General features: G+C 54.8%; 12 protein-coding genes, 1 other RNA gene and 1 pseudogene. 2 read left to right on the top strand and 12 right to left on the bottom strand.

The features are described 5' to 3' along the window. Positions 1 to 37: 37 nt before the first annotated feature. The 9 genes and pseudogenes from ACQ0PY_RS17905 to smpB all read right to left on the bottom strand — a co-directional run bounded on the left by ACQ0PY_RS17905 (position 38) and on the right by smpB (position 20,489). Positions 38 to 1,414, bottom strand: coding sequence for an NACHT domain-containing protein (locus ACQ0PY_RS17905; RefSeq protein ID WP_224788363.1), 1,377 nt, complete (start codon positions 1,412 to 1,414; stop codon positions 38 to 40). Continuing rightward, complete coding sequence (locus ACQ0PY_RS17900; protein WP_224788362.1) at positions 1,399 to 1,995, bottom strand: hypothetical protein; 597 nt, start codon at positions 1,993 to 1,995, stop codon at positions 1,399 to 1,401. Before ACQ0PY_RS17900 ends, ACQ0PY_RS17905 begins: the two co-directional genes overlap by 16 nt. 19 nt (positions 1,996 to 2,014) lie before the next feature. Continuing rightward, positions 2,015 to 3,202, bottom strand: a pseudogene (locus ACQ0PY_RS17895) (integrase domain-containing protein). 183 nt (positions 3,203 to 3,385) lie between these two features. Further along, positions 3,386 to 3,748: a transfer-messenger RNA gene (ssrA, locus tag ACQ0PY_RS17890) on the bottom strand. 62 nt (positions 3,749 to 3,810) lie between these two features. Next, complete coding sequence (locus ACQ0PY_RS17885; protein ID WP_104446852.1) at positions 3,811 to 5,001, bottom strand: beta-barrel domain-containing protein; 1,191 nt, start codon at positions 4,999 to 5,001, stop codon at positions 3,811 to 3,813. Continuing rightward, positions 4,982 to 7,168, bottom strand: a complete 2,187-nt coding sequence (locus ACQ0PY_RS17880; protein ID WP_109740572.1) for a type I secretion system permease/ATPase — start codon at positions 7,166 to 7,168, stop codon at positions 4,982 to 4,984. Before ACQ0PY_RS17880 ends, ACQ0PY_RS17885 begins: the two co-directional genes overlap by 20 nt. Further along, positions 7,165 to 8,571, bottom strand: a complete 1,407-nt coding sequence (locus ACQ0PY_RS17875; protein WP_109740571.1) for a TolC family outer membrane protein — start codon at positions 8,569 to 8,571, stop codon at positions 7,165 to 7,167. The genes ACQ0PY_RS17880 and ACQ0PY_RS17875 overlap by 4 nt, the downstream gene beginning before the upstream one ends. 82 nt (positions 8,572 to 8,653) lie before the next feature. After that, complete coding sequence (locus ACQ0PY_RS17870; protein WP_109740570.1) at positions 8,654 to 19,390, bottom strand: BapA/Bap/LapF family large adhesin; 10,737 nt, start codon at positions 19,388 to 19,390, stop codon at positions 8,654 to 8,656. A gap of 616 nt (positions 19,391 to 20,006) precedes the next feature. Beyond that, positions 20,007 to 20,489, bottom strand: a complete 483-nt coding sequence (gene smpB, locus ACQ0PY_RS17865; RefSeq protein WP_042325938.1) for an SsrA-binding protein SmpB — start codon at positions 20,487 to 20,489, stop codon at positions 20,007 to 20,009. Positions 20,490 to 20,619: 130 nt separating this feature from the next. Between smpB and ACQ0PY_RS17860 the strand changes: the two genes are divergently transcribed. Both ACQ0PY_RS17860 and ACQ0PY_RS17855 read left to right on the top strand, forming a co-directional pair. Beyond that, positions 20,620 to 21,096 carry a type II toxin-antitoxin system RatA family toxin gene (locus ACQ0PY_RS17860; protein ID WP_042999680.1) on the top strand — a complete coding sequence of 159 codons (477 nt, stop codon included), beginning with the start codon at positions 20,620 to 20,622 and terminating at the stop codon, positions 21,094 to 21,096. Further along, a complete protein-coding gene (locus ACQ0PY_RS17855; protein WP_042999681.1) occupies positions 21,086 to 21,376 on the top strand; it encodes an RnfH family protein in 291 nt (96 codons plus the stop codon). Before ACQ0PY_RS17860 ends, ACQ0PY_RS17855 begins: the two co-directional genes overlap by 11 nt. A 54-nt stretch (positions 21,377 to 21,430) precedes the next feature. Here the strand turns inward: ACQ0PY_RS17855 and bamE are convergent, their stop codons facing one another. The 3 genes from bamE to nadK all read right to left on the bottom strand — a co-directional run bounded on the left by bamE (position 21,431) and on the right by nadK (position 24,550). Then, a complete protein-coding gene (gene bamE, locus ACQ0PY_RS17850; RefSeq protein WP_044255202.1) occupies positions 21,431 to 21,775 on the bottom strand; it encodes an outer membrane protein assembly factor BamE in 345 nt (114 codons plus the stop codon). 149 nt (positions 21,776 to 21,924) lie between these two features. Beyond that, positions 21,925 to 23,586, bottom strand: coding sequence for a DNA repair protein RecN (gene recN, locus ACQ0PY_RS17845; RefSeq protein WP_042999683.1), 1,662 nt, complete (start codon positions 23,584 to 23,586; stop codon positions 21,925 to 21,927). An 85-nt stretch (positions 23,587 to 23,671) separates the two neighbouring features. Beyond that, complete coding sequence (nadK, locus tag ACQ0PY_RS17840; protein ID WP_042325929.1) at positions 23,672 to 24,550, bottom strand: NAD(+) kinase; 879 nt, start codon at positions 24,548 to 24,550, stop codon at positions 23,672 to 23,674. Positions 24,551 to 24,659: the final 109 nt, after the last annotated feature.

The following is a 24,659-nucleotide window of genomic DNA, read 5'->3' as shown; positions in this document are numbered from 1 at the left end:
ATAGTTTTCGTTCGTTGTCTTTCCTTCCAAATTTTATCTAAAATCCTTCCAGTAACTTATTAATTCCATTGCTATCGTCATGGCGTATCTTATCTAATTCCTCTAAGGCTTTTCGATATTTCAGTTGCGGTGTTTTATCAAAAGATAAAACACCTGAAATTAATTTCAAATCAAAGTTCTCATTACAATTAAAAACATTAGAGAAGTTAATATCTATTTTTAATTCGTCTTTGTTTTTGATAACTCGGCGAACCTCGCGACCTAGATTTTCATCGTCGCTATTTAATCGGTTTTCGCTGTGGAAGTATTCGGGGTTTCTTGTTTTTAGAATGCTAAGGATGTAAGAAATGATTGTTTCATTTCTGGCGATTACAACCCAAGTATTCCCAATGTCTGCAAAAGTAGTATTAAGATAACCATCTTTGGTATTCAGTTCTTTAAACTCCCGGAAGTCACCGTTAATTAAATTAGAAAGTGCCGTATTTTCTACTCTTTTGGAAAACATGTAAATTAATGATCTTCCGGGGAACAGTAATTCAGCTTTAGAAACAACATCTTTTGGGTTGCAGGATAATTTATTTTGACTGAGCCTATCATATAGAAGTACGTAATCTTCGAGTAATGTTCGTATTACACTTGATCTGAATGTTGAGTAATCAATATCAGCACATAATTCAAAAAGATTTTTATGCCTGATAGATTCTTCAGTTTGATAAAGCTTAGTTAGTATTCCTCTCTGTCTCTCTTTAGTATCTCTGCAAATAAACATCGCAGCGAAATACTCCATTAAGGACTTATGAGACCATCTAATGATTGCTCCTTCCTTGACAAATAATGGAACGGTATCAATTAAATCTTTAATGAATAAGGAGGGAGAGACCTTCATGCCCGGTATTTTGGATACAATATCATTAATTATTATTTGTAGATCATCTTTAGTAAATTCAATTCGCCCCCCCTCCCTAAGACACCAAAAACCTAATCTTCTTAAAATTTGATGAAAATCAGTAGAGTCGAGTTTTGAATATTTTTCTCGGACATACCCAAGTTCTTTCGTGAGGTCATGCGACTCAAATAGAGCATCAAAAACTTGGCTATAAAAAAGTTCTTTTTTACGAGGTATAATTGGTTTAAACTTGTAAGCGCAGAATAATAATGAAACATATAAAGGAGTAGATAGAAAATCATCAAAATTGCGACCCTCCTCTAAACGCAGACCTTCGATTAATTGCGATGATATATATCCATTATTGTCATACCTCTTTATCAGATCATACGCTTGATATTTATCTAAAGGTCTAATTTTAAAACGTGAGAATCCATAAAGCTCAGATAGGAAACTGTCATGTCTTGATGTAATAATTATCTTGCTATTCGGGAACTCATCAGCAAAGTCCCTCAATAAGGTAACCACATCTGATTTAATCTCTTGAGGTATTTCATCAATGCCATCAAAAAGATATATGAAAGGAATTTCTTTAATGCACTCATTAGAAATACTTTTCCCAGACCAAGAAAGTTTTTGATTTGTTCTGATATACTATAAGCTCTTATGCGGCGTAGCTCTAAATAGATAGGTATATAATTAGTTTCTTCGATGCAGTACATCGCTATCCGCTTCATAAGGGTCGACTTACCCATCCCTGCAGAATCGGTAATAAGTATATGACTAAAGGAATTAAGTAAATCAATCTTGTTATTAATTAAGCACTCATAGTTTGACTTTTCGTTATCATGGAATACGGAAATTGGTTCATATATTTTTTTGAGTTCTACAGGTGTATTTTGAAAGGCTAGAGTGTTAACGAGTGAGCACTGCCCACCCATTCTAGAGAGGAAAAATTCCATTCTTTCATTAAGAAACCGTGTTGCTTTTATATCGTCGTAATAGCCCTTTATTCGTGACGAAATAATTGGGACGATTTTATTTTTAATTACCTCCTTTGCCCAAGGTAACGATGCAGCTATCATTCCTTCCAATGTTACAGGTTGCATAAGATCTCCTATCAATATTTCAATTGCGGACTTTTAGTCCCCACCAATTCATTAACTCTATTCTTGCATTTAAATATGTTGAGCGATTGTAGGCTTTACGTACTTCATTTATATCTGAATGAGCAAGAGCTGCCTCAATTACATCGGCGTTAAATCCGGCTTCATTCATGGTTGTACTTGCTATAGAACGTAATCCATGAGCAACCAATTTTCCACTATAACCAATCCGCTTTAAAGCAGCGTTAGCTGTTTGGCTATTCATGGGTTGCTTTGGATCATTTCTACTCGGAAAAACATGTTCTCTATGAGCACTTACAGGCTTCATTACTTCCAAAATATCTAAAGCCTAAGGTGACAAAGGGACAATGTGTTCACGCTTAGCCTTCATTCGTTCGGCGGGAATCGTCCAGAGTTTGGCATCGAGATCGATCTCTACCCACCGAGCACCAGAAGCCTCAGAAGGGCGCACTAGGGTCAGGAGCTGCCATTCAATAAGACAGCGAGTCGGAACAGACAGATTCGACATGACCAAGGAACGCATCAGTTTCGGCAGTTCTTCTGGTCGTAGCGTGGGCATGTTTTGCTTTTTGGGTTTCTCAAATGCCATTCCAACACCTGATGCCGGGTTAGCATCAATCAGACCTGTGTTAACCGCATAAATCATTATTTCATTGATGCGCTGTACCAGGCGGCGAACTGTCTCCAGTGCCCCTCGTGCTTTGATTGGATCAAGTGCTTCAACAATCGTTCTGGCCTTTATCTCCTGAACAGGTATCTCACCAATAGCAGGGAACACGTCTTTATCCAAAGAACGCCAGATGTCTTTTGCATAATCTTCTGTGACACTTCTGCTTTTCATCTGGAACCAGTTAGCGGCCACAGTTGAGAAAATGCTGTCTAATTCAGTCTGGCGTTGTTCTGACGCTTGTTCTTGCTGCTGTTGTGGATCCTTCCCCTGCGCGAGCGTAGCTAAATATTGGTCGCGTATTTGGCGAGCTGCTGCGAGCGTAAGGGCAGGGTATGAACCGAGACTCAGATTGGTGCGGCTATTACTTACAGGACGTTGGTATCGGAAGCGCCAGAGTTTTTTTCCAGATGTTTTGACGAGTAAGAACAGGCCGTCACCATCATGGAGAGTGAAGTCTTTTTCTCGGGGCTTAGCTTTAAGGATCTCGTTATTAGTGAGGGGGCGTGTAATACGCGCCATACCTGGATTCCTTCCATAATTGGTACACGATTAATGGACCACAGTATAGCGTGTACCTAAACGTGTACCAATTTTCTCTGGATTTAGCCGGACGAGCTCGGACAATGACAGACACAAAAAAGCCCGCAGAGCTTGTACCGTGCGGGCTTTCTGTACTTCACCGGACGTATCCGGATCATGATTTGGTGGAGCTGGCGGGAGTTGAACCCGCGTCCGAAATTCCTACATCCTCGGTACTACATGCTTAGTCAGTCTTTACATTCGCCTGGCACCTGCGGATTGACACGCCACTACCAGACTAGCCTGATTAGTTTTAACGCTTCAACCCCAGGCAGGGCATCCACGCGATCTCTTTTGGGTTTGACCTCTCTTTGATCCCCGTCTTAAGAGCGGAAGCTAGGGAGAGAGGGCTCAGAGCAGGTTATTAAGCTGCTAAAGCGTAGTTTTCGTCGTTTGCGACTATTTTTTGCGGCTTTTTACGAGGCCAACCGCCCCTCGGCATGCACCTTGGGTTTCGCAAATCCCGTCGAATCCAGAATCAGCCCCAATGTGTTAAGACAAGTATAACAGACTTGTGACAGCCCTTTCCACCCCAAATCATCAGGCATTTACCGCTCGCGCAGCGCTTCTTTGGCTCGGTTGAACGGTTTGATTAAATAGTCGACGATGCTTTTTTCACCTGTTTTTATATCCACTGTCGCGATCATGCCCGGTACGATGGAAAAACGGCGTCCCAGCTTGTTTTGCAGATAGTCCTGATGGGTACGAATGAAAACGCGGTAGTAGAAGATTTCCGGCTTCACTTTGTCCTGAATGGTATCCGGCGAAATGGTTTCGACAACACCTTCCAGTCCGCCGTAAATGGCGTAATCGTAGGCGGTGATTTTCACCAGCGCGCGCTGGCCGGGGTGGACAAAAGCGATGTCGCGCGGCGACAGACGCGTTTCAATCAGCAGATGATCGTCAACCGGTACGATCTCCATCATCTCGCCGTTTGGCGGGATCACGCCGCCGATGGTCGTGACCTGAATGTTCTTCACAATGCCGCGAACCGGTGAGCGAACGGTCAGGCGGGTCACCGAATCTTCGCGTCCCTTAATGATGGCGGAGAGCATTGCCACTTCGGCGTTGGCTTTAGACAGCGCCTCGCGCGCCTGGACGTAATATTGCGAGCGCAAATCCGTGAGCTTCAGACCAATATCGCTTTTTTGCCGTTGCAAACGTAGCACCTCGACGTGGCTGGCGGCGCCGCTTTTTGCCAGCCGCTCGGTGATCGCCAGCTCTTTATTCACCAGCGTCAGCGCCTCTTTGAGCTCAGACTGCGCGTCGGCGAGTTGTGCGCGGCGACTGGTGTAAAGTCGCGTTTCCGAGGCGAGCAGATCCGGCCAGGCGTTCAGTTCGTCAGAGAAAACCAGCGGCTTGTCGCTAACCTCAGCCGTCAGGCGCTGACTGGATGCCAGCGAGGCACGATAGCGGGCGGCGCTTTCGCCGACGTTAGACTCCGAGCGCGTCGGGTCCATTCGCGCCAGTACCTGTCCCGCCTGGACCTGATCGCCTTCATGCACCATCAGTTCGGCGAGGATCCCCCCGTCGAGCGACTGCAATACCTGCTCGCGCGAACTGGGGATTACCTTGCCGGTGCCCGTCGAGACCTCATCAAGAATGCCGAACCACGCCCACACCGCGAGAAGCAGACACAAGATCGCGGTGAGCCAGATGATGCGGCTGGCACCTGAGAATTCTCGCTCGCGGCTGTCGTCGAGCGCGTCGTGGGTCGCGTCAGGCTGACTGGTTTTCATTTTTCCACTCCCGCGTGTTGACCTGCGCGGCCATTCGACTTTGCCCCAGCGCCTGCGCTTTCGGCGCGTCCATCACCAGTTGCCCCTCTTTAAGCACCACCACCCGTTCGACCAGCTCCAGTACCGGTACGCGATGGGTGGCGACGATCAGAGTGCGGTTGCCGAGCCATTGTCCCAGTCGTTGAATAAACTCGCGTTCGGAATGCTCATCCAGCGAGGCGGTGGGCTCATCGAGCAGGACGATATTGGGGGCGCGCAGCAACATGCGGGCGAGCATAATGGACTGTCGCTGACCGCCGGATAACCCGCTGCCGCCTTCCATAATCGGATGATCGAGCCCTTTCGGCAGCCGTTTCACGAAGTTGGCCGCACCGCAAATCTCCAGCACGGTAAATATCTCGTCGTCGCTGGCGTGCGGGGCGCCGAGCGTCAGGTTCTCGCGCAGGGTGCCAAAAAACAGGCGCGCGTTCTGGCTCAGTAGCCCGACGTTGCGGCGCAAATCGGCCATATCGATGTGCGGCAGGCTGAGGTTATCGAGACGGGCGTCGCCCTCGACCAGATCCACGCCGCCTGCCAGCGCCTGCAACAGCGTGGATTTGCCCGCGCCGTTGCGCCCGAGCACCGCGATGCGCTCGCCGGCGGCGATCTCCAGTCGGTTAATGCGCAGTGGCACTCGCTGATCTTCACTGTGATAGCGAAACTGTGCGTTCTCGAACAGATAATGACCGTGAAAGATCTCCTGATGCACCCGCGTTTCGTCACGCTGGGTCTCGGTGGGAAGTTCCATAATGCTGTCCAGCCCCTTTTTAGCGGCTTTCACCTGCTGCCAGCGTGCCAGCACGCCGCACAGATTACCCATCGGGGCGATCATTCTTGAGCCAAGCATGGAGGCAGCAACCACCGAGCCGGTCGTCAGCGTTCCTTCAATCACCAGCGGAGCGCCAAACATCACCATTGCCGCATAAACCAGCCCCTGGACGGTCACTCCCCAGTTGATTAGCCCTTGCGACAGTTCACGGGTGCGCAGTCCGGACTCGGCGGTGATGCGGATATAGCTGTTCCACTGTTGCAGAAACCGGTTCTCCGCCTGCATCAGCTTGATGTCCTCCAGCCCCTGAACGCTTTCGACCAACACGGCGTTACGCAGCGTGGCCTCGTGCGCTGACTGATTCGCCAGCTCCGCGAGCTTTTTTTGCAACAGTAGACCGGGAAGGATCATCAGCAGCGCGGCGACCGGGGCGATCCAGGCGAGCGGCGGGGCGATGATCGCCAGCACCACGATGAACAGGAAAAAGAAGGGCAGATCCACAATGGTGGAGATCGTGGAAGAGGTCACCATCTCGCGGATCTGTTCCAGCTCGCGTAGCTGCGAAATAAAGCTGCCGGTGGAGCGCGGGATCGCGCTATTACGCAGGCGTAGAGCGTGGCTGAACACGCGATCCGACACCCGCATATCGGCGCGCTTACCCAACAGATCCATCACATGACCACGGGCGAGTCGCAGCAGAAAACCAAACAACATGGCGATCAAAACGCCGACGGCAAGGACATACAACGACGGCCACGATTGCGCGGGGATCACCCGGTCATACACCTGCATCGAGAAGACGATCCCGGAAAGCGACAGGATGTTGATCAGCAATGCTGCCAGCATCACCGGGCCGTAAGGACGTAGATCTTTCAGCACCAGGCTTTTCAGCCAGTCGGGTTTGAAACGCGAGATATAGGTATCCACCCGGCGGTCTTTCACGGCGGAAAGCGGACGTAACGCGATAATGAAACGGACCGTCGGCAGCAGGTCGCGCAGGGCGATCCGGTTGCGCTGGAGTTCGCCGTTGATAAAACAGACGTCAAGCTGGTCTTCGCCGTCGAACTGTTCAACCAGTACCAGTTCACCCTCCTGGAGCTGGATCACCACCGGCAGACGCCAGCGGGTGAGCGACTGTTCGCTGGGAGCCAGCGGCTGAAAAGAGAGTCCGGCCTGGCGGGCCAGTTGGCTGAGCGCCTGCGGCATCGGTTTATCCTGGAACCACGGGGCGCTGGCCTGCAACGCGCCGGGAGAACAGGCAATACGATAATGGGTGGCGATATGGCTCATTGCCCGCGCCCAGTTGGCCAGCGCCGGTGCGGTGATGCGCTCGTCGCCAGGAATGTCGGCGTGAGTCATGGCTGAATCTCCACTGACTGAATGGTGCGGTTTTCCAGACCAAAGGCCTGGCGCATCTGACCGGTGTTGTACAGGCAGTTAAGCTGCAGTTGATGCAACTGACTCTCTGTCTGTAACTGTGCGAAGCGCGCCTGATAGACCTCCTGTTCAGCGTTAAGCACATCGAGAAGCGGTCGGGAACCAAGGTCGAGATACTGTTGCTGGTACAGCTCGCGCGTCCGTTCACTCAACGTCTCCTGACGCTTCTGGATCTGCAAGGAGGTCACCAGGTTCATCGCTTCACTGCGATCCGCAAGCAGCTTCTTGCGAACGTCCAGCCGGGTGCGCTGGATGGCTGACTGGGCGGATTCCACCGCGTGGCTGGCGGCGTTGCGCCGGGCGGTTAAGCCGCCGCCCTGATAAATGGGCATCTCCACTTTGACCCACGCCGAATACTGAGTGCGGTCAACGGACTCATGCCCGGCATAATTATCATTGAGATAGTGGCGAACCTCCGGCTCCAGCGAAACCGTCGGCGTCATCTGCGCGTTGGCGTAGTCGAGATTAGCCTGGGCGACGTTGGCCTGCGCCCAGGCGGCAAGAACGGCGGGTACCAGCTTGTCATCCGGTTTTGCCCGTTCGCAACTGCGGCCCAGCTTTTGCGGGAAGTCGTTGCTGATGGTGTTAAGGTTTTTCCAGCCCAGCCAGGTCATGAGCGTCGCCTGCGAGCTCTCAAGATTGGCCTGATACTGTACGAGTTGGGAGCGGGCGCCCTCAATGCGCGCATCGGTCTGCACCACGTCCGACAGCGAGCTGGCGCCTTCATCGTTGCGCTGATTCGCCAGCCTGCCAATGGCGCTCAGGGCATCCAGTTGCTCCTTTGCCACCGCCACCATCTGCTGCCAGGTCTGCACCTGTACAATAGCGGTTGCCGTTTCATGGCTGACGGTATCAATGCTGAGCAGCACGTTGGCCTGCTCCTGCGCCACGCCGGCGTTTTCTGCCCGCACCTGGCTTGCGACTTTTCCAAAGTCATAGAGCATTTGCGACAGTGACAGTACCAGCGACGGGCTGAATCCGCTGTCGGAATAGCTGTTGGTATAGCCGTTATTCATCCCGGCGTTAACCTGCGGATAGTATTTGGCTTTTGCAACATCGACCTGCTGAATTTGGGCATACAGTTTACCGACCACTTCCGCGATCGATGGATGCCAGGTGACGGCGCGATTGACCGCCTGAGAGAGGGTCAGTTCGCCGGGCGCGGCGCTGTCGCCGCTTTGCGGCATCGGGCCATCAAGCGCGGGCAGTTCCTGCTGTTCAACCCACTGCTGCGGGGCGATGCGGGGCATTTCCACGGCAGCGATAGCTGGCGCAGCGCACAGATTGCCCGCCAGCCACCAGAAAGTAAGCTGTCGTTTTCCCATTTTCTTCCCTAATTGAGCGTTGTTTTTTGCCCCGGGCGAGCGTGCGCCCGGGGTCGTTGTGTTGTCGTGCTACTGGCCTTTATCAGGTCACAATATGGTTTTGTTCGATAAGCTCCGTCAGCGTGGTTTGTACATTCTCCAGGGTTACCAGTTGCGTGGAGTGGTAAGTGCTGCCCGCCCCGTCACGGTCAATAGAGAGAGTGGTATTGCCGCCGCTGGTGCTGACGCTGAGATAGTTGCCCAGCGAGGCGGTTTGCCCGTTCCAGCCCACCAGCAAATCGCCGATGTCAATTTTGTCGCCCTGCGCCAGCGAGAAGTTTCTCCATGTGTCAGTCCCGTTGCCGCCCGTGGCATCGCTGGCGTTGAGCAGGTTGTAGATCAGCGTGTCGCCATATACCGATCCCACCAGCATGTCGCTTTGCACGGTACTGCTTACCTGCGGGGCGATATCCACCGTCAGCGTGGCGGTATCGGTATGACCGTGGGTGTCATTGAGCGTGTAAGTGAATGTCTCCTTCGTGGTGATGGACGAGAGCGCCACACCGTTGTTGAGCGTGTAGGTGTACGAACCGTCGGTGCGAATTTGCAGAGAACCGTAGTGGCCCTGAATGGTTGTAGTGGCGCTGGAGTAAGGATCCAGCGTGGCGGTACTGCCGTTGTAACCGGTAATGGTCAGGCGCGTATCGACGGTATTCAACTGGTCCATCGCACCGCCGGAGTCGCTGCCGTCAAAGATATTGCCGCTGACGGTGTGCGTGCCGGAGGTTTCGAAGTTATCCAGATCGACCGTCGTCCCGGTGATTTTCGGCGTAATGGTCGCTGCGCCCGCCAGGGTGTTATTGCCGGTGAAGTTCAGCGTGTAGGTGCCGCCATCCAGCTCCAGCCCGCTCAGATTGACGGTCACGGTGGCGCCGCCGAGCGTGATATTGGCGACCGGCACGGTGCCGGAGCGAACGACCACGCCGTTTTCCAGTATTGACCAGCTAATGGTCAGATTGCCCAGCGTCACCAGCGTCGAGACATCAAAGACGATGGACGCGCCTTTCAGAATGGTGCCTGCCGCGACGTCAAAGGTTCCGCTGCCGCTACCGGTTCTGCCAAGTACTCCCCAACTGGCACTCCCGACGGTGGAATCCAGATAACTCGTGGTGTCCTGTACGGACGGGGCCAACAGGGTATCGCTGACATCGTTCACGGCATCCAGCGGACGGGCAGTCGGCTGGATATTGAGCGAGGCGGTATCGGTATCCCCGTTTGGCGCTTTCACCGTGTAGATGAAGCTGTCCGGTGTTTTGGTGCCGTCCGCACCTACGCCGCTTTTCAGGGTGTAGGTGTAGTTCCCTTTCGCATCAATGGTTAACGTGCCGTAGGTGCCGACAATGGTTGTCGTGCCGGTAGCGGCAACCGCCACACCGTTTACCTGGGTGACCAGCGTGCCGGCGGGGGCGATATCGTCGCTCAGTACATTGCCCTGGGTGCTGGTGGTCAGGCTGTCAACGCTGTAAACATGATCCTCCAGCACGTTCAGGGTATAGCCGGTCAACGCCGTGACGCCAAATGCCGGGTTCAGCAGGAACAGGTATTCGCCGCCCGGCAGATTCAGCGTCAGCTTGTCGGACTGACCGCCCAGCAGCGGTGCGTTCAGCCAGTTTTTCTCCACTTGCCACTGTTCAAATTTCTGGGTGACGTCGTTGAAGCGATAGATGTACAGATCGAAGCTGGACGCCACCGCCACGCCGCCAATGGAGGATTGCAGCGTCATGGTGCGCGTAGAACCCTGCTCAACGTCGAAAATAATTGGGTTGCTCAGTTTGTCCAGTACGCCCAGATCCAGCACGTTGCCCAGACTGACGTTCACCACCGTAAAGCCGCCCTGCGAGGACGCCCCGTTGTTGATCGCCTCCACATGCGTGTCATAGGGCAGGGTGGCGACGTTATCGACGGCGGTCACGCTGCTGACCGGAGCGTCATTGCCCAGAGTAATCACCAGCTTCGCCGAGGCGCTGTTGCCGCCGCCGTTGATGGTGTAGGTGAAGCTCTCCGTGCGGCCAATCACTGAGGCCGGACTGTTCGGGTTCAGTGCATAGCTGTAGCTACCGTCCTGATTAATCGTCAGCGTGCCGTAGACGCCCTGAATGACGTTACTGCCAGCGTTAAGCGTAAAGACTTGTCCGTTGGCGTTAGTGACTGTGGTGACAAGGGTATCCTGCGGCGCGCTGTCGTTATTCAGCACGTTGCCGGTCTGCGGCGTGGTGGTAGTGATGGTACCGGCACTTGTCTCTTCGACGCTGACGTTCAGTGCGGTGTAAGAGCCGGTTGCCAGCAGCGCGGTGTTATAGGTCAGAACCCGATAAGTACCGCCCTCCAGTCCGGACACGTTCACCGTGACGCCGCTGCTGCCGAGCGTCAGTAAATTGGCAAACTGTGCCTGCGCGGTGTCGATGACCGTGGTCCACGAGTTAGTCGCGGCATCATATTTCTGGATCGCCACCTCCTGCGTATTCAGCAACGAGAGCACAACCCCGGTAGCGCTGGCGTCTATCACCAGACTGGCGCTGCCGCCGTCCTGAATGGTGAACTCCACGGCTGCCGTATCGTTACCTAACACGTTCGCCACGTTGCCCAGCGCGCCAACCAGCAGCAAACCATAGTCGCTCAGTTGCTCGGTTGTGACGGTGGCACTGGAGGTTAACTCCAGATTTTCAACGTTATCGCTGGCCGAGATGGGCAGCGTTGGCGCGGTGACCTGCGTCGGGGTCGAGGCGTTGCCGACGGCGTCCGTGGCGCTGACGCTGATGTTCTCGCCGCTGGTCTGTTTGCGATCGAAGGTATAGGTGTAATTGCCGCTGCTGTTGGCGGTTGTGGTCACCGTTAAGCCCGTGCTAAGCGTGATGCTCACCGTACTGCCCGCTTCAGCAGTGCCGCTGATGCTGGCACCGTCGGCGCTCACGGTGCCCGTTGGCGCGGCCGTGACCGTATCCACCGTGACGGTATAACCGGATGACAGCGTACTGGTGCCGTTGGTGTTAGTGGCTGTGGCGGTGAGGATGTGCGTTCCGTCGGCGATGTTGGCCTGCGGGGTCAGCGACCAGTTACCTTGCGCATCCACGCTGGTGCTGCCAATAGAAACGCCGTCGCTGTACACCGTGATGGTGGAGAACGGCTGACCCGTCCCGTTTAACAACGGTCTGGCGTCATTGGTGCCCTGACCGTTGGCCACCAGGCCGGTGATAGAGCCCACATCGTCCGTCAACGAGGCGATCACCGGGGCACCAGGCAGACCACTGAACGGCGCAATGACGCTGCCGGAGGTCCCGGTATTACCCGCTTTGTCCTGGGCGACTACCTGCAACGTCTCTCCACCGACCTGCGCAGGGGTAATCAGAATGTTAAAGCTGCCAGTGGTGCCGTCCGCAACGCCGGTACCCAGCACCGTGCCATTGCTGCTGGTGATAGTGACCGTGCTGCCGGCCTCTGCCGTACCGGTGACGTGACTGCCGTTGGTGACCACCGCCAGATTGCTCGGCGTGCCGGGCGGCGTGGTATCCACCACGATGGTCGATGTCGCCGATGATGCGCTGACATTGCCCGCGGCGTCGGTGGCTTTGGCGGTAAAGGTATGCGCACCCTCCGTCAGTGCGGTGGTAGGCGTAAAGCTCCACGCGCCGTTGGCATCCGCCTGAATCGGGGTTGGCGTGAGTAACGTTGCGCCGTCATAGAGTGTGATGAATGCGCCCGGCTCGCTGGTGCCACGCAGCTCTGGCAGGGTGTCATTGGTGCTTTGTCCGCTGCCGACGGGACCGATGATATTGCTGACATCATCAAGAATGGTGGTAATCACCGGCGCGGTTGGCGCCAGCGTATCCACCGTGACGGCGAAACTGGCCGCCGGACCGACGTTGCCCGCGGCGTCAGTCGCGGTCACAGCAAGGGTATGCGCGCCGTTAGTCAGGGCGGTGGTTGGTGTGAAGGTCCAGTTGCCGTCCGTACCGACAACGAGGCTGCCAATGACCGTGCCGTTATCGGTAAAGGTTAGCGTGGTGCCTGGCTCTGCCGTGCCGTTAAGCGTTGGGCGAGTGTCATTGGTGCTCTGATTGGGCGACAGATTGCCGGTTTGCGGCGCGCTGTCATCGACCACAGAAGTGATTACCGGTGCCAGCGGCGCGGCGGTATCTACCGTGACGGTGAAGCTGGCAGAAGGACCGACGTTACCAGCGGCATCCGTTGCGGTGAAGGTTAACGGATGATTCCCCTGGCCCAGATCGCTGGTGGGGGTAAAGGTCCAGCTCCCGTTCGCCTCAACCGTCACGCTGGCGAGGGGAACGCCGTTGTCCGCGATGCTGATTGTGGTCCCCGGTTCACCGGTGCCGGTGAAAACAGGACGCGCATCGTTGGTGGTTTGACCGCTGCTCAGACTGCCGATGACTGGGCCAACGTCATCCTGCACATTACTGATTATTGGCGCGCCGGGCGAAACGGTATCGACCGTCAGCGTAAAATTCGCTGATGCCGGGCCGGTATTGCCCGCGCTGTCGGTGGCGGTGACCCTCAGCGAGTGGGCCCCCTGGGACAATCCGTCCGGCCGGTAGCTCCAGCTCCCGCCTTCGGTCACGGTGGCGGTGCCAAGCAGAACGTTGCCATCGTAGACGTTAATGGTGCTACCGGGTTCACCGGTTCCGGTCATGATCGGGCGGGTATCATTGGTGCTTTGCCCGCTGGTGAGCGCACCGGTTCCTGGCGTCACGTTATCGGTGACGCTGACGATGGTGGGAGCCGGAGGGGAAACCGTATCGACGACCACAGTAAAGGTAGCGCCAGGGCTGACGTTACCGGCCGCGTCTGTGGCGGTTACGTTGAACGTGTGTGAGCCATTGCCCAGCGCGGTGGTGGGCGTAAAGGTCCATGCGCCTGTACCGTTGGCCTGCACGGTGCCTAGCAGCGTGGTGCCGTCAAAAATGCTGACGGTGCTGTTCGCTTCGGCGGTTCCGGTCAGCGTTGGCCGCGTGTCGTTGGTGCTTTGTCCGTTGTTCAGCGAACCACTATTCGGGGCGACATCATCACTGACGGAACTGATGACAGGAGCCGATGGCGCCTGTGTGTCCACGGTCAGAGTGAACGCGGCGGACGGGCCTTCGTTGCCTGCCGCGTCCGTGGCCGTGACGGTCAGATTGTGTGGGCCGCTGCCTAATGGGGTATCCGGTGAGAGCGACCAGCTTCCATCGGTGCCCACCACCACGCTGCCCACGGCGAGTCCGCCGTCATACAGCGTAACAGTGGCGCCCGGCTCCGCCGTTCCCTGGAAGGTTGGCTGAGTATCATTGGTGCTTTGTCCGTTCGCCAGTACGCCGGTTGACGGGGTGGTGTCATCGGTGACGCTTTGAATCACCGGTACCCGTGGCGCGGTGGTATCGACGTTCACCGTGTACGCGGTGGAAGGCGCGCTGACGTTACCCATCGCATCGGTGGCGGTGACGGTAATCGCATGTGAGCCTGTGGCAAGCGTCGGAGAGGTAAAACTCCAGCTACCGTTGGTGACCTGCGTGGTGCCGATTTTCACGCCATTGTCATAGAGGGTAATCGTACTGCCTTCTTCACCGCTGCCGATAAAGGCGGGTGTGGTGTCATTGGTGCTGCCACCGTTACTGATGACGCCTGTTTGCGGCTCGCTGTTATCCGTGGCGCTGGTAAGGGTTGGCGCTACTGGCGGCGTGGTATCCACCACCACGACAAATGCTTCCGACGCGACGCTGGTATTCCCTGCCGCATCGGTGGCAGTGATGGTCAGATTGTGGCTGCCTTCCCCCAGACCGGTGGGAGGCGTAAAACTCCACGTGCCGTTGACGACCTGTACCTGACCGATTGGCGTATTGCCATCGTAAATCGTGATGGTTTCGCCGTTGGTGCCGCTGCCGCTCAGGGTGGGACGGGTATCGTTGGTCGTCTGCCCGCTGGTCAGCGTTCCCGTACCCGGGGCGACATCATCTGTCACGCTGCCAATCGACGGTTGTGCCGGTGGAGTGAGATCGACGGTGATGTTGACCACGGCTGACGCTTTGCTGCCATCCACAGTATCGATAACCTCGAAGGTGTGCAGGCCTTCGGCTAACGTGGCGGTGGATGTCCAGTTCCAGTTGCCGTTCTCGTCAACCGGGACGTTTGACGCGACAACGATGCCGTCGACCAGAATATCGACGGTTGAGTTCGGTGTGGAAACGCCGCGCAGCCCTGGTTGCGTATCGTCAGTGGTTTGTCCGCTCTTCAGATCGCCCTGAATGGTGCCGGTGTCATCGACTATCGCGCTGATGACCGGCAACCCGGTGCCGGAGCCGGTAAAGTTTGTGGGATCGCTGGTGTTACCGGCGGCATCCTGCGCCGTAGCGGTCAGCGAATTGACGCCCGTTTGCGCTGGCGTGACCTGAATCTGGAACGTGCCGTCTGTTGCCACGCCCGTACCAATCACATTGCCGTCGGTATCGCGGATTGTCACCGTGCTGCCGGTTTCTGCCGTGCCGCTGACCGTCGCGCCATCGGCTGTGATCGTTACCTCCTCCGGGGACGCCGGTTTAGTCAGATCGACGTTCAGCGAGATGGAGGCGGAAGGTGTGCTGACGTTCCCCGCCGGATCGGTGGCCGTTGCCGTCAACGTGTAATTGCCTTCGGTGAGCGGCGAATCCGGGGTGATCGTCCAGTTCCCTGCGGAATCGACTTCAGCGGTGCCAATCACCGTACCGCCATTCGACAGGGTGATGGTGCTGCCGGGTTCGCCGGTACCGCTAATGGGTAACCCGGGCTGATTGGTGACTGCCGGACTGCCCAGCGAGGTGATAAACGGCGCGTCGGGTGCCTGGGTATCAATGATGATGCCAGTCGCCTCCGACGGCTGACTGGTGTTACCTGCGGCATCTTTTGCCGTCACGCTAAAGTTGTAATGGCCTTCGACCAGGGCGCTATCCGGGGTAAAGCTCCAGACGCCATCAATGACCTCGGCAGTGCCAATCTCCACGCCGTTATTCAGAATGGTAACAATGCTACCCGTCTCGCCCGTCCCACTCAGCGTTGGGGTGGTATCGTTGGTTTGCGCTCCGGCGTTCAACGCCCCGTCATCATCGCTCACAGCCAGCGTTGGCGTGCCAGGCGCCTGGGTATCCACGCGAACAATGCGATCCGGCGAGGTGCTGCTGTTACCGGCGGGATCGGTCGCGGTGACCTTGATGATATGGTCGCCCTGCGCCAGCAGTGGCGACGGGATGCTCCAGTTCCCGGAATTGTCAATCACCAGCGATGGCAGCGCGACGCCATCCAGCGTGATAGTGATCGTGTCGCCTGGCGTACCACTTCCGCTCAGCAGCGGTCGCGTATCATCGGTGTACTGACCGTTATCGAGAGTGCCGGTCTGATTGCCGACGCGGTCAGTGACGGTCAGGTTGGGCACGGCGGGTGGAGTGGTATCTACCAGAATGCCGATCGCCGCGGAGGGTTCACTGATATTGCCCGCCGGATCGGTGCTGGTGAGGGTAAAAACATGGTCGCCTTCATCAAGGGCATCCGACGTGTAGCTCCAGACGCCGTTAGTCACCGTGACGGTGGTAACCAGATCGCCATTGTCGTAAATGCTGATGATATCGCCATCTGTTCCCGTACCGCTCAGAACCGGCTGGGTTTCCCGGGTCGCCTGACCATCGGTGAGTGGGCCATTTGCGCCATCCGTCAGTGTCAGCGCCGGAGTGTCGGGGGCGGTGGTATCCACCGTAATGGTTATCGGGGAGGATTTCTCGCTGGTGTTGCCCAGAGGATCGCTGGCGGTGACGCGCAGCGTATGGTCGCCTTCGCCCAGCGCGGGAGTCGGGGTAAAGCTCCAGCTCCCGTTTTCCGCAACTTTTGTCGTGCCAATGATCGCCGTTCCGTCATACACCGTAATGGTGTCTCCGGCGGTGCCGCTTCCACTTAACACCGGTTGCGTGGTGTCGGTCACGTCGTTGTCCGTCAGTTCACCTACGTTGCTGCCAGTGTTGTCAGTCAGGGTCACGATCGGAACGACTGGCGGCGTGGTATCGACGGTAATCGTGATGGGTGCAGAAGGTGTGCTGGTCTGGTTTTCCGCATCGGTCGCGGTGACGGTGAAGGTATGGTCGCCGTCGCCCAGCACCGGTGTGGTGAGCGTCCAGTTGCCGTTGCTGTCCACGGTGGTGGTTCCCGCAAGCGGGGTCCCTCCGTCCAGAATGGTGATGGTTGCGCCGGGTTCACCGGTACCGTTTAAGGTCAACGTGTTGTCGTCCGTGCGCTGGCTGTTACTCAGATTGCCTTTCTGCGCGCCGGCATCATCGATAATCGCACTGATGATGGGGGCGTCTGGCGCTGTGATATCCGGGGCCGTAACGTCAGTTGGCTGGCTGGTATTGCTCGCGGCGTCGGTGGCGGTGATGCTCAGCGTTTCACCGTTGGCCTGCGGCGGGTTAAGGGTGATCACCAGCGTTCCGCTCTCCGGTACCGGACCGGTTTCCGCCAGCGTATTGCCGTCACTGTCTTTAATTGTAATCGTACTGCCGGGTTCGGCGGTGGCGGTCAGGGTGGTGCCGTCTGTTGAAATAACCGCCGTAGGTGGCTGCGGCGCGGTGGTATCCGGCGCGGTAACGTTGGCTGGCGTGCTGTTCTGATTTGCCGGATCGGTCACTGTGGCAGTAAGCGTTTCACCATTGGTTTGCGGCGTGTCCAGCGTGACGGTGAAATTCCCCTCGCCGTCGGTTTGACCCTGGCCAATCGGGTTACCGTCCGGATCGCGAATCGTCACCGTGCTACCGGGTTCCGCTGTCCCCGTTACGGTGGTGCCATCATCCGAGACGTCCAGGTTTCCGGCGGGCTGCGGCGGGGTCGTGTCGGGGGCGAGAGCGATCGCCGGAGGACTGGTCAGATTCGCCGGGTCCTTGACGATGGCGGTTAAAATTTCTCCGTTGGTTTGTGGTGGGTTCAGTGTGACGGTGAATGAGCCGTCGGGTTGAACCTGTTCAGATCCCAGCGGGGTGTTGTCGCTGCCGTAAATAGTCACCGTCGTGCCAGGCTCGGCGGTACCGGTTACGGTTGTCCCATCATCGGAAACATCCAGATCACCGGCCGCCTGCGGAGGCGTTATATCAGGAGCGGTTGCGTTGGCTGGCGAGCTGTCATTTCCCGCTTTATCCGTGGCGATGGCGGTCAGAACTTCCCCGTTTACCCGTGGCGGATTGAGCGGGAAGCTGAATTTCCCTTCGCTGTCTGTGGTCACGGTGCCGAGCGTGGTGCCGCTGGCGTCAGCAATGGTGACTTTACTTCCCGCCTCGGCGTTGCCGGTCAGCACGGTTCCGTTTTGCGAGACGAGCAGATCGTCGGGAGCCGCCGGTGGGGTAGTATCCACGGTGACCGCAAATTCTATCGTATTGCCGCTGACGCCGTCCTCTGTGGTCTGTGTGGCCGTGTAGTTGTGCAACCCTTCAGGCACATCTGTCAGATCGAACGTCCACGTGCCATCGTTGGCACTCGCCGTGCCGATCGCGATACCATTTTCATAAATGGTCACGACTGCGCCAGGCAACGCGGTACCTGTAAGGGTGGGGGTGGTGTCCTTGGTAAACTGACCGCTGCCTAACGTCACCGCGATGGGTTGCGTGTCATCAATGATGCCGGTAATGGTGGGGGCATCAGGAAAACCTGAGTCGGAACCGAGAAAGGCGGCTTCGTCACCTTCGTTACCCGCAGCGTCAGAAATATCGGCATACAGCTGTTCGGAATCGGTTTGCGCTGAAGTGAGGCGAACGGTAAACCGGCCAGTGTCATCGACCTGAACCGAGGCCAGAACATTGTGCTGGTTGTCGAAAATCGTGACGACACAACCCGCTTCTGCGATCCCTGAAACCCAGAGCCCATCTTCAGAAATCGCTAACCCGGAGACCTCATCAGGGGCAATCGTGTCGACGGTAAAGGTGAAATCACCGGAGATGGCGCTGGTATTACCGTTTTCGTCCGTCGCGGTCGCGGTCAGTACGTGTTCGCCTTCGGAAAGCGGGAGGTCGGGTTTATAGCTCCAGTTTCCTTGTTCATCGACGATAACGATCCCCATGACCTGCCCATTGTCATAGAGGGTGATGACGGAGCCAGCTTCACCTGTACCGGCAATCATCGGCTGGCTGTCGTTGGTGCTCTGGTTTTCCTGAATCGCCCCCGTAATGGCGGAGACGGCATCTGTTGCGCTGGTAATCACAGGGGCCGTCGGTGGTGTGGAATTTTCCCCGCCCGGAAGGTTCGTGTTGTTATCGCCGCCGCTGTTATTTCCACTTCCGTTATTTCCGCCCGCATCCCCCGGCGTGCCGCCGTTCCCGGAACCATCATCAGGATTACCATTGTCGTTATCATGATGATGACTGCTGCCACCTCCCGAGGATGCGATGGCCACGATTCCACCGGCAGCAACCGCGCCACCCAGAAGCCATGGCCAGAGTGCTCCGCCTTCGTGAGATTCGCCGGCAGTAACCAGTAAATCGTCAATGGTTGAAATTTGTTCAAAATGCAGACCGTTTTCCGGGTTTTCCACCCACCACAGAGCACCGTGACTGTCTTCCAGCACCAGTTGGCTGGCCCCCTGGTCGTTCGCCACATAGAAATTTTTAACGGTCAGTTTTTCACCGGACGTAAAGGTGATCACCAGATCCTGATTCACACGAGCCAGTTGGCTGATGTCGCTACGCTCTGCGGATAATTTCACAATGGAAGGGGCATTAAGTGTGACTTCAGAGGCTTCAACATTGGTGGAAACGCCCGTCAACCTGGATATAACGGCGAGATGACGCATATGATCACTCCTGATGGCTAGCTCTGTGCATAAATTCGTTAAAACTACCGGGCAGGGAAAAGTACAGACGAGCGATCCCGTTCATCATGTGGATGAATTCTTGCCGGTGATGACAATGTTATGGCCGTGCAGATGATGGTTTCTGTTGCGTTGAATAACCCTTTGTTTTTTTGATCCACTGGTACTTTCGTATTAGATGATATAGTCAGAAAGAACTCATTCTGCAAATTAACGTATATTTGCGATTTGTTTAGTGGCGGTAAAATATATACAGTTTTGCACCGATTGGCGACGTGAAACGGTACGGTGCGGAAAGCGAGTGTGATTTATCTCATTGTATTAAAATTAGTTTTATAGTTTCTGCTAGCCGGGTAGGCATTGATTTCTTACATAAATTGTATTGGTATTTTTGATTATTAAAATGTCAAAAAAAATTATTTGAAGTATTAGATTATTGGACTATGTACGTAATATGAATAGGGTTGAAGATATATTCTTATCAGTTTTACGTTTCGGGGAAATAGAAATAATAAAGGAGAGAATATATTTTTGGAGATTCAACAGGTAAATAATGATGACCTACCTCAAATGCGAGGCAGGTCACATAATAACATCGTTAGCGTCCGGCATTTTTCATAATGCGCGCTTTATCCAGTTGCCATTCACGTTCTTTCAGGTCGGAACGTTTGTCGTGCTGTTTCTTACCCTTCGCTACGCCAATTTTGACCTTGCACCAGGCATTCTTCCAGTACAGAGAAAGGGCGACAACAGTGTAGCCTTCACGATTCACACGACCATACAGGGAATCAAGTTCACGCTGATTCAACAGCAGTTTACGGGTGCGAGTGGGATCGCACACCACGTGCGTGGAGGCCACCGCCATCGGCGTAAAGTTAGCGCCGAACAGGTACGCTTCGCCGTCTTTCAGGATCACATAGCTGTCGCCGATGTTGGCTTTACCGGCGCGCAGGGATTTCACTTCCCACCCTTGCAGAGCGAGTCCCGCTTCGAACTCTTCTTCGATAAAGTATTCGTGTCGCGCGCGCTTGTTGAGCGCGATGGTGGCTGAGCCAGGTTTGTGTGCTTTTTTCTTCGTCATAGTGCCGCTCAGTATAGGTAATCTGGAATCGAAAAACACCCCATTTCATCCTTTGGGGCGCAAGGAGATATCTTAACATGAACGAGGTTGTACCCTGTTGTGGGATAGCGTTTTTTTTACCTTGTGATAAATGGTATTATTTGTTCGATTTTTGTTGATGGAAAGAGCTATGCCGCAGATTAGTCGAACCGCGTTAGTCCCTTACAGTGCGGAACAGATGTATCAGTTAGTGAATGATGTTCAGTCCTATCCCCAGTTTTTACCGGGTTGTACCGGCAGCCGTGTTCTCGAGTCTACGCCAGGACAGATGACGGCCGCAGTGGATGTCTCTAAGGCGGGGATCAGCAAGACGTTCACCACGCGAAATCAGTTAACCAGTAACCAGAGTATCTTGATGCATCTGGTCGACGGTCCGTTCAAAAAATTGATTGGTGGCTGGAAATTTACGCCGCTGAGTACGGATGCCTGCCGCATTGAGTTTCATCTCGATTTCGAGTTTACCAATAAGCTGATCGAGCTGGCGTTTGGCCGTATCTTCAAAGAGCTGGCATCCAATATGGTGCAGGCTTTTACGGTTCGAGCCAAAGAGGTCTACCGTGTCGCCTAAGATTGTCGTTGAGGTGGCCTATGCGCTGCCTGAGAAACAGTACCTGCAACCGGTGACGTTGCAGCCGGGGGCTACGGTCGAAGAGGCTATCCGCGCGTCGGGGCTGCTGGAACTGCGAACCGATATCGACCTGACGAAAAACAAAGTCGGTATTTACAGCCGTCCGGTCAAGCTGGCGGATGTGTTACAGGATGGCGATCGGGTAGAAATTTATCGACCACTGATTGCCGATCCGAAAGAGTTGCGCAGACAGCGGGCAGAGAAATCGGCAAAAAAATAGCAGATAACAAAAAAGGTGCTCTCAGAGCACCTTTTTTGTTATCTGAAGACAAGCTTACGGGTTGTTGGTCAACGAAGGCTTGTTATCGATATTGGTCAATACACCGCTGCTGTTGAAGGTTAACGTCAGCGTTTGCTGCGTAACACCTTCATGGCCCGGCTGTTGACGGAACACATAGAACCAGGTATTGGTGCCAAACGGATCGGACATCATCGGCGTACCCAGCGCATAGGCAACCTGTTGTTGCGTCATGCCCACACGAATTTTGGCTACATCGTTCGCGGTCAGATAGTTCCCCTGGTTGATATCAGGGCGGTAAACCACTCGCTCCAGAGTGGAACAGCCTGCGGTCAACATCAATAATACTGCTGCGGCAGCAGTCAGCGTTTTACAGCGCATAGTGATTTGATTCCTTTTCGGGCCCGAGCAGTACGTGGCTCATATGTAATATGCCGATGATAATAGACCTTTCACCACTTTAAAACCTTTTGCTTACGGGTCCGACGGCGTTTTTGTTGTCTACTCTGACCGTTAAGGTGCAAAAAAGTTTACGCTGCCAGCAGTTCTTTCGCATTTGCAAGGGTGTTGCGCGTTACTTCGCTGCCGCCCAGCAGGCGCGCCAGCTCCTGCAACCGTGCGCGTTTATCCAGTGGTTGCATGTGCGTTTCGGTCATTTCGCCGTCGGTCTCTTTACTGACAAAAAAGTGCTGATGACCGCATCCCGCCACTTGTGGAAGGTGCGTGACGCACATCACTTGTGTTGACTCACCGAGCTGACGCAGCAATTTCCCGACCACTGCGGCTGTTGGACCACTGATGCCGACATCGACTTCATCGAAAATCAGCGCCGGGGTTTCCATCTTACGTGCGGTAATCACCTGAATGGCGAGAGCAATACGCGACAGTTCCCCACCGGAGGCCACTTTGGCAATCGGCTGCATCGGCTGGCCTGGGTTAGTTGTCACTTTAAACTCGACGCGGTCTGCGCCGTCCTGGCTCAGATGGTGCTCATCAAACGCCACGTCGATAGTGAAACGACCGTGTGGCATAGAGAGTGAGTGCATACTCTCGGTAATGAGGGTACTCAGTTCCTGGGCATAGTGCTGACGTTGCTCATGCAGCGCTTTCGCTGCTTCCAGCGCCTGCTGGCGGTGTTTGTTCACGGCCAGAGTCAACGTTTCCAGCGAGTCGGCCTGATCGTCGAGCTGCTGCTGTTCCTCCAGTAACGACTGGTAATACTGTGGCAGCGCTTCCGGACTGACGTGGTGTTTACGGGCCAGCGAAATTTGCTTCGAGATACGCTGTTCCAGTTCGAACAGGCGATTAGGGTCTAAATCCAGGCGATCGCAATAGTGGCGCAGCTCGTCACTGGCTTCCGTGAGTTGAATCGTTGCCTCTTCCAGCATATCAAGAATGCCTGAGAGCTTACCGTCCATACCGACCAGTTCACTAACCAGTTGCTTTGCGGTATAGAGCTGACTTTGTAGGTTAACGTCTTCACCGTCTGCCATCAGCGACAGCGCATTCTGGCTGGTGGAGAGAAGCTGGCCGCTGTTGGCCAGGCGCTTGTACTCTTCATCAATCTGTTCAAACTCACCCGGCTGCGGGTTAAATTCATTCAGCTCTTTAAGCTGATATTGCAGCAGTTCCGCACGAGCGGCACGTTCCTGACTCAGCTGCTGGTGATGTGCTAAATCACGGCAGCTCTGGTGCCAGAGTTGGTAACGCGCAGCCATATCCTGCACCCGCACGGATTCATTCGCGTAGCCATCAAGCAAGGATTTTTGGTGTTCAGCTTTGGTCAGCAACTGATGCGCGTGCTGGCCATGAATTTGAATGAGCAGTTGTCCCAGTTCGCGAAGCTGAGAGAGGGGAACCGCAGTCCCGTTGATAAAACCACGGGAGCGCCCGTCGCTGCTGATCACGCGGCGAAGTAAACACTCACGTCCTTCTTCAAGCTGGTTTTCTTCCAGCCAGCGCAGGGCGGCAGGGGTATCCTTCAGCGAAAAACGGGCGCACAGGTCAGCACGGCTGGCGCCGGCCCGGACCATGTCGGCTTCAGCACGGCCACCAAGGCACAAGCCGAGCGCATCAATTGCAATAGATTTACCCGCCCCGGTTTCACCGGTGATGACGGTCATTCCGCTCTGAAAATCGATCTCAAGTTCACGAACGATAGCAAAATTGCTGATGGTCAGTTGTGCCAACATAATCGTTTTCCTGTATGAAAAACCATAGCTGTAATTACATACAGTATAAACTGGTTTTTTATACAGTAAAGAGGTTGGTGTTAAATTAGAATAATTTTTTTGACCAGCCTAATTTGGTACTTAATGTATTGAAATAACTATAATCTTTAGGGTGGATGAGATTCAGGTGATAGTCACAGCGGCGGATCAGTACATCTTCACCTTCCTGGATCGGCAACGCGATCTGGCTGTCACAACTGATTTCGAGATCGTTACGGCGGTGCGAGAAGCGCAACCGAATAGTGCTGCTGCTGTTGATGACCAGCGGACGCGCAGAAAGGGTGTGCGGGAACATCGGCACCAGCGTGATGGCATCAAGCGACGGGGTCAGAATCGGCCCGCCGGCAGAGAGGGAATAGGCGGTGGAACCGGTAGGCGTTGAGATGATCAGGCCATCGGAACGCTGAGAGAAGGCAAAGCTTTCGTCAATATAGACTTCAAACTCAATCATATGCGCGACTTTGCCGGGATGCAGCACCACTTCGTTAATGGCGGTACTGATACGCTTCTGGCAGTCCTTCTGACACACCTGTGCTTCCAGCAGAAAGCGTTTTTCCGCGACGTAATGACCTTCCAGCACGTCGGCGAGCTGTTGCTGCGCGTTATCGGGGTCAAGGTCAGTCAGAAAGCCGAGATTGCCACGGTTGATACCGATCACTTTGATATCGTATCGCGCCAGCGTTCGCGCCGCACCCAGCATATTGCCATCACCGCCGACAACCACCGCGAGGTCTGCCTGCTGGCCAATCTCCGCCAGGGTGCCAATTTTCACATTCTTCAACTGCAACTCGTGAGCGATTTGTTGCTCAACAATGACCTCATACCCTTTCGTGCATAACCAGCGGTAGAGCATTTCATGTGTCGTGAGTGCCGTGGGGTGACGAGGGTGTCCCACAATGCCGATACACTTGAAATGATTATTCATTTTTTCGAGGTCCTTGTGACGAAGATTGATGACAATGTGAGTGCTTCCCTTGAAACCCTGAATCTGATCCCCATAATAAGCGAAGTTAGCGAGATGAATGCGAAAAAAA

It is taken from the genome of Citrobacter sp. LST-B2 (assembly GCF_057983045.1).
The sequence above is the reverse complement of the archived record's forward strand: the minus strand, read 5'-3'. Positions and strand labels throughout refer to the sequence as shown.

Coding starts and splice junctions, on each gene's coding strand:
- ACQ0PY_RS17875 (WP_109740571.1), bottom strand. CDS start 8,571: ATGGGAAAACGACAGCTTACTTTCTGGTGGCTGGCGGGCAATCTGTGC.
- nadK (WP_042325929.1), bottom strand. CDS start 24,550: ATGAATAATCATTTCAAGTGTATCGGCATTGTGGGACACCCTCGTCAC.
- ACQ0PY_RS17885 (WP_104446852.1), bottom strand. CDS start 5,001: ATGAAAACCAGTCAGCCTGACGCGACCCACGACGCGCTCGACGACAGC.
- ACQ0PY_RS17860 (WP_042999680.1), top strand. CDS start 20,620: ATGGTATTATTTGTTCGATTTTTGTTGATGGAAAGAGCTATGCCGCAG.
- recN (WP_042999683.1), bottom strand. CDS start 23,586: ATGTTGGCACAACTGACCATCAGCAATTTTGCTATCGTTCGTGAACTT.
- smpB (WP_042325938.1), bottom strand. CDS start 20,489: ATGACGAAGAAAAAAGCACACAAACCTGGCTCAGCCACCATCGCGCTC.
- ACQ0PY_RS17880 (WP_109740572.1), bottom strand. CDS start 7,168: ATGACTCACGCCGACATTCCTGGCGACGAGCGCATCACCGCACCGGCG.
- ACQ0PY_RS17900 (WP_224788362.1), bottom strand. CDS start 1,995: ATGCAACCTGTAACATTGGAAGGAATGATAGCTGCATCGTTACCTTGG.
- bamE (WP_044255202.1), bottom strand. CDS start 21,775: ATGCGCTGTAAAACGCTGACTGCTGCCGCAGCAGTATTATTGATGTTG.
- ACQ0PY_RS17870 (WP_109740570.1), bottom strand. CDS start 19,390: ATGCGTCATCTCGCCGTTATATCCAGGTTGACGGGCGTTTCCACCAAT.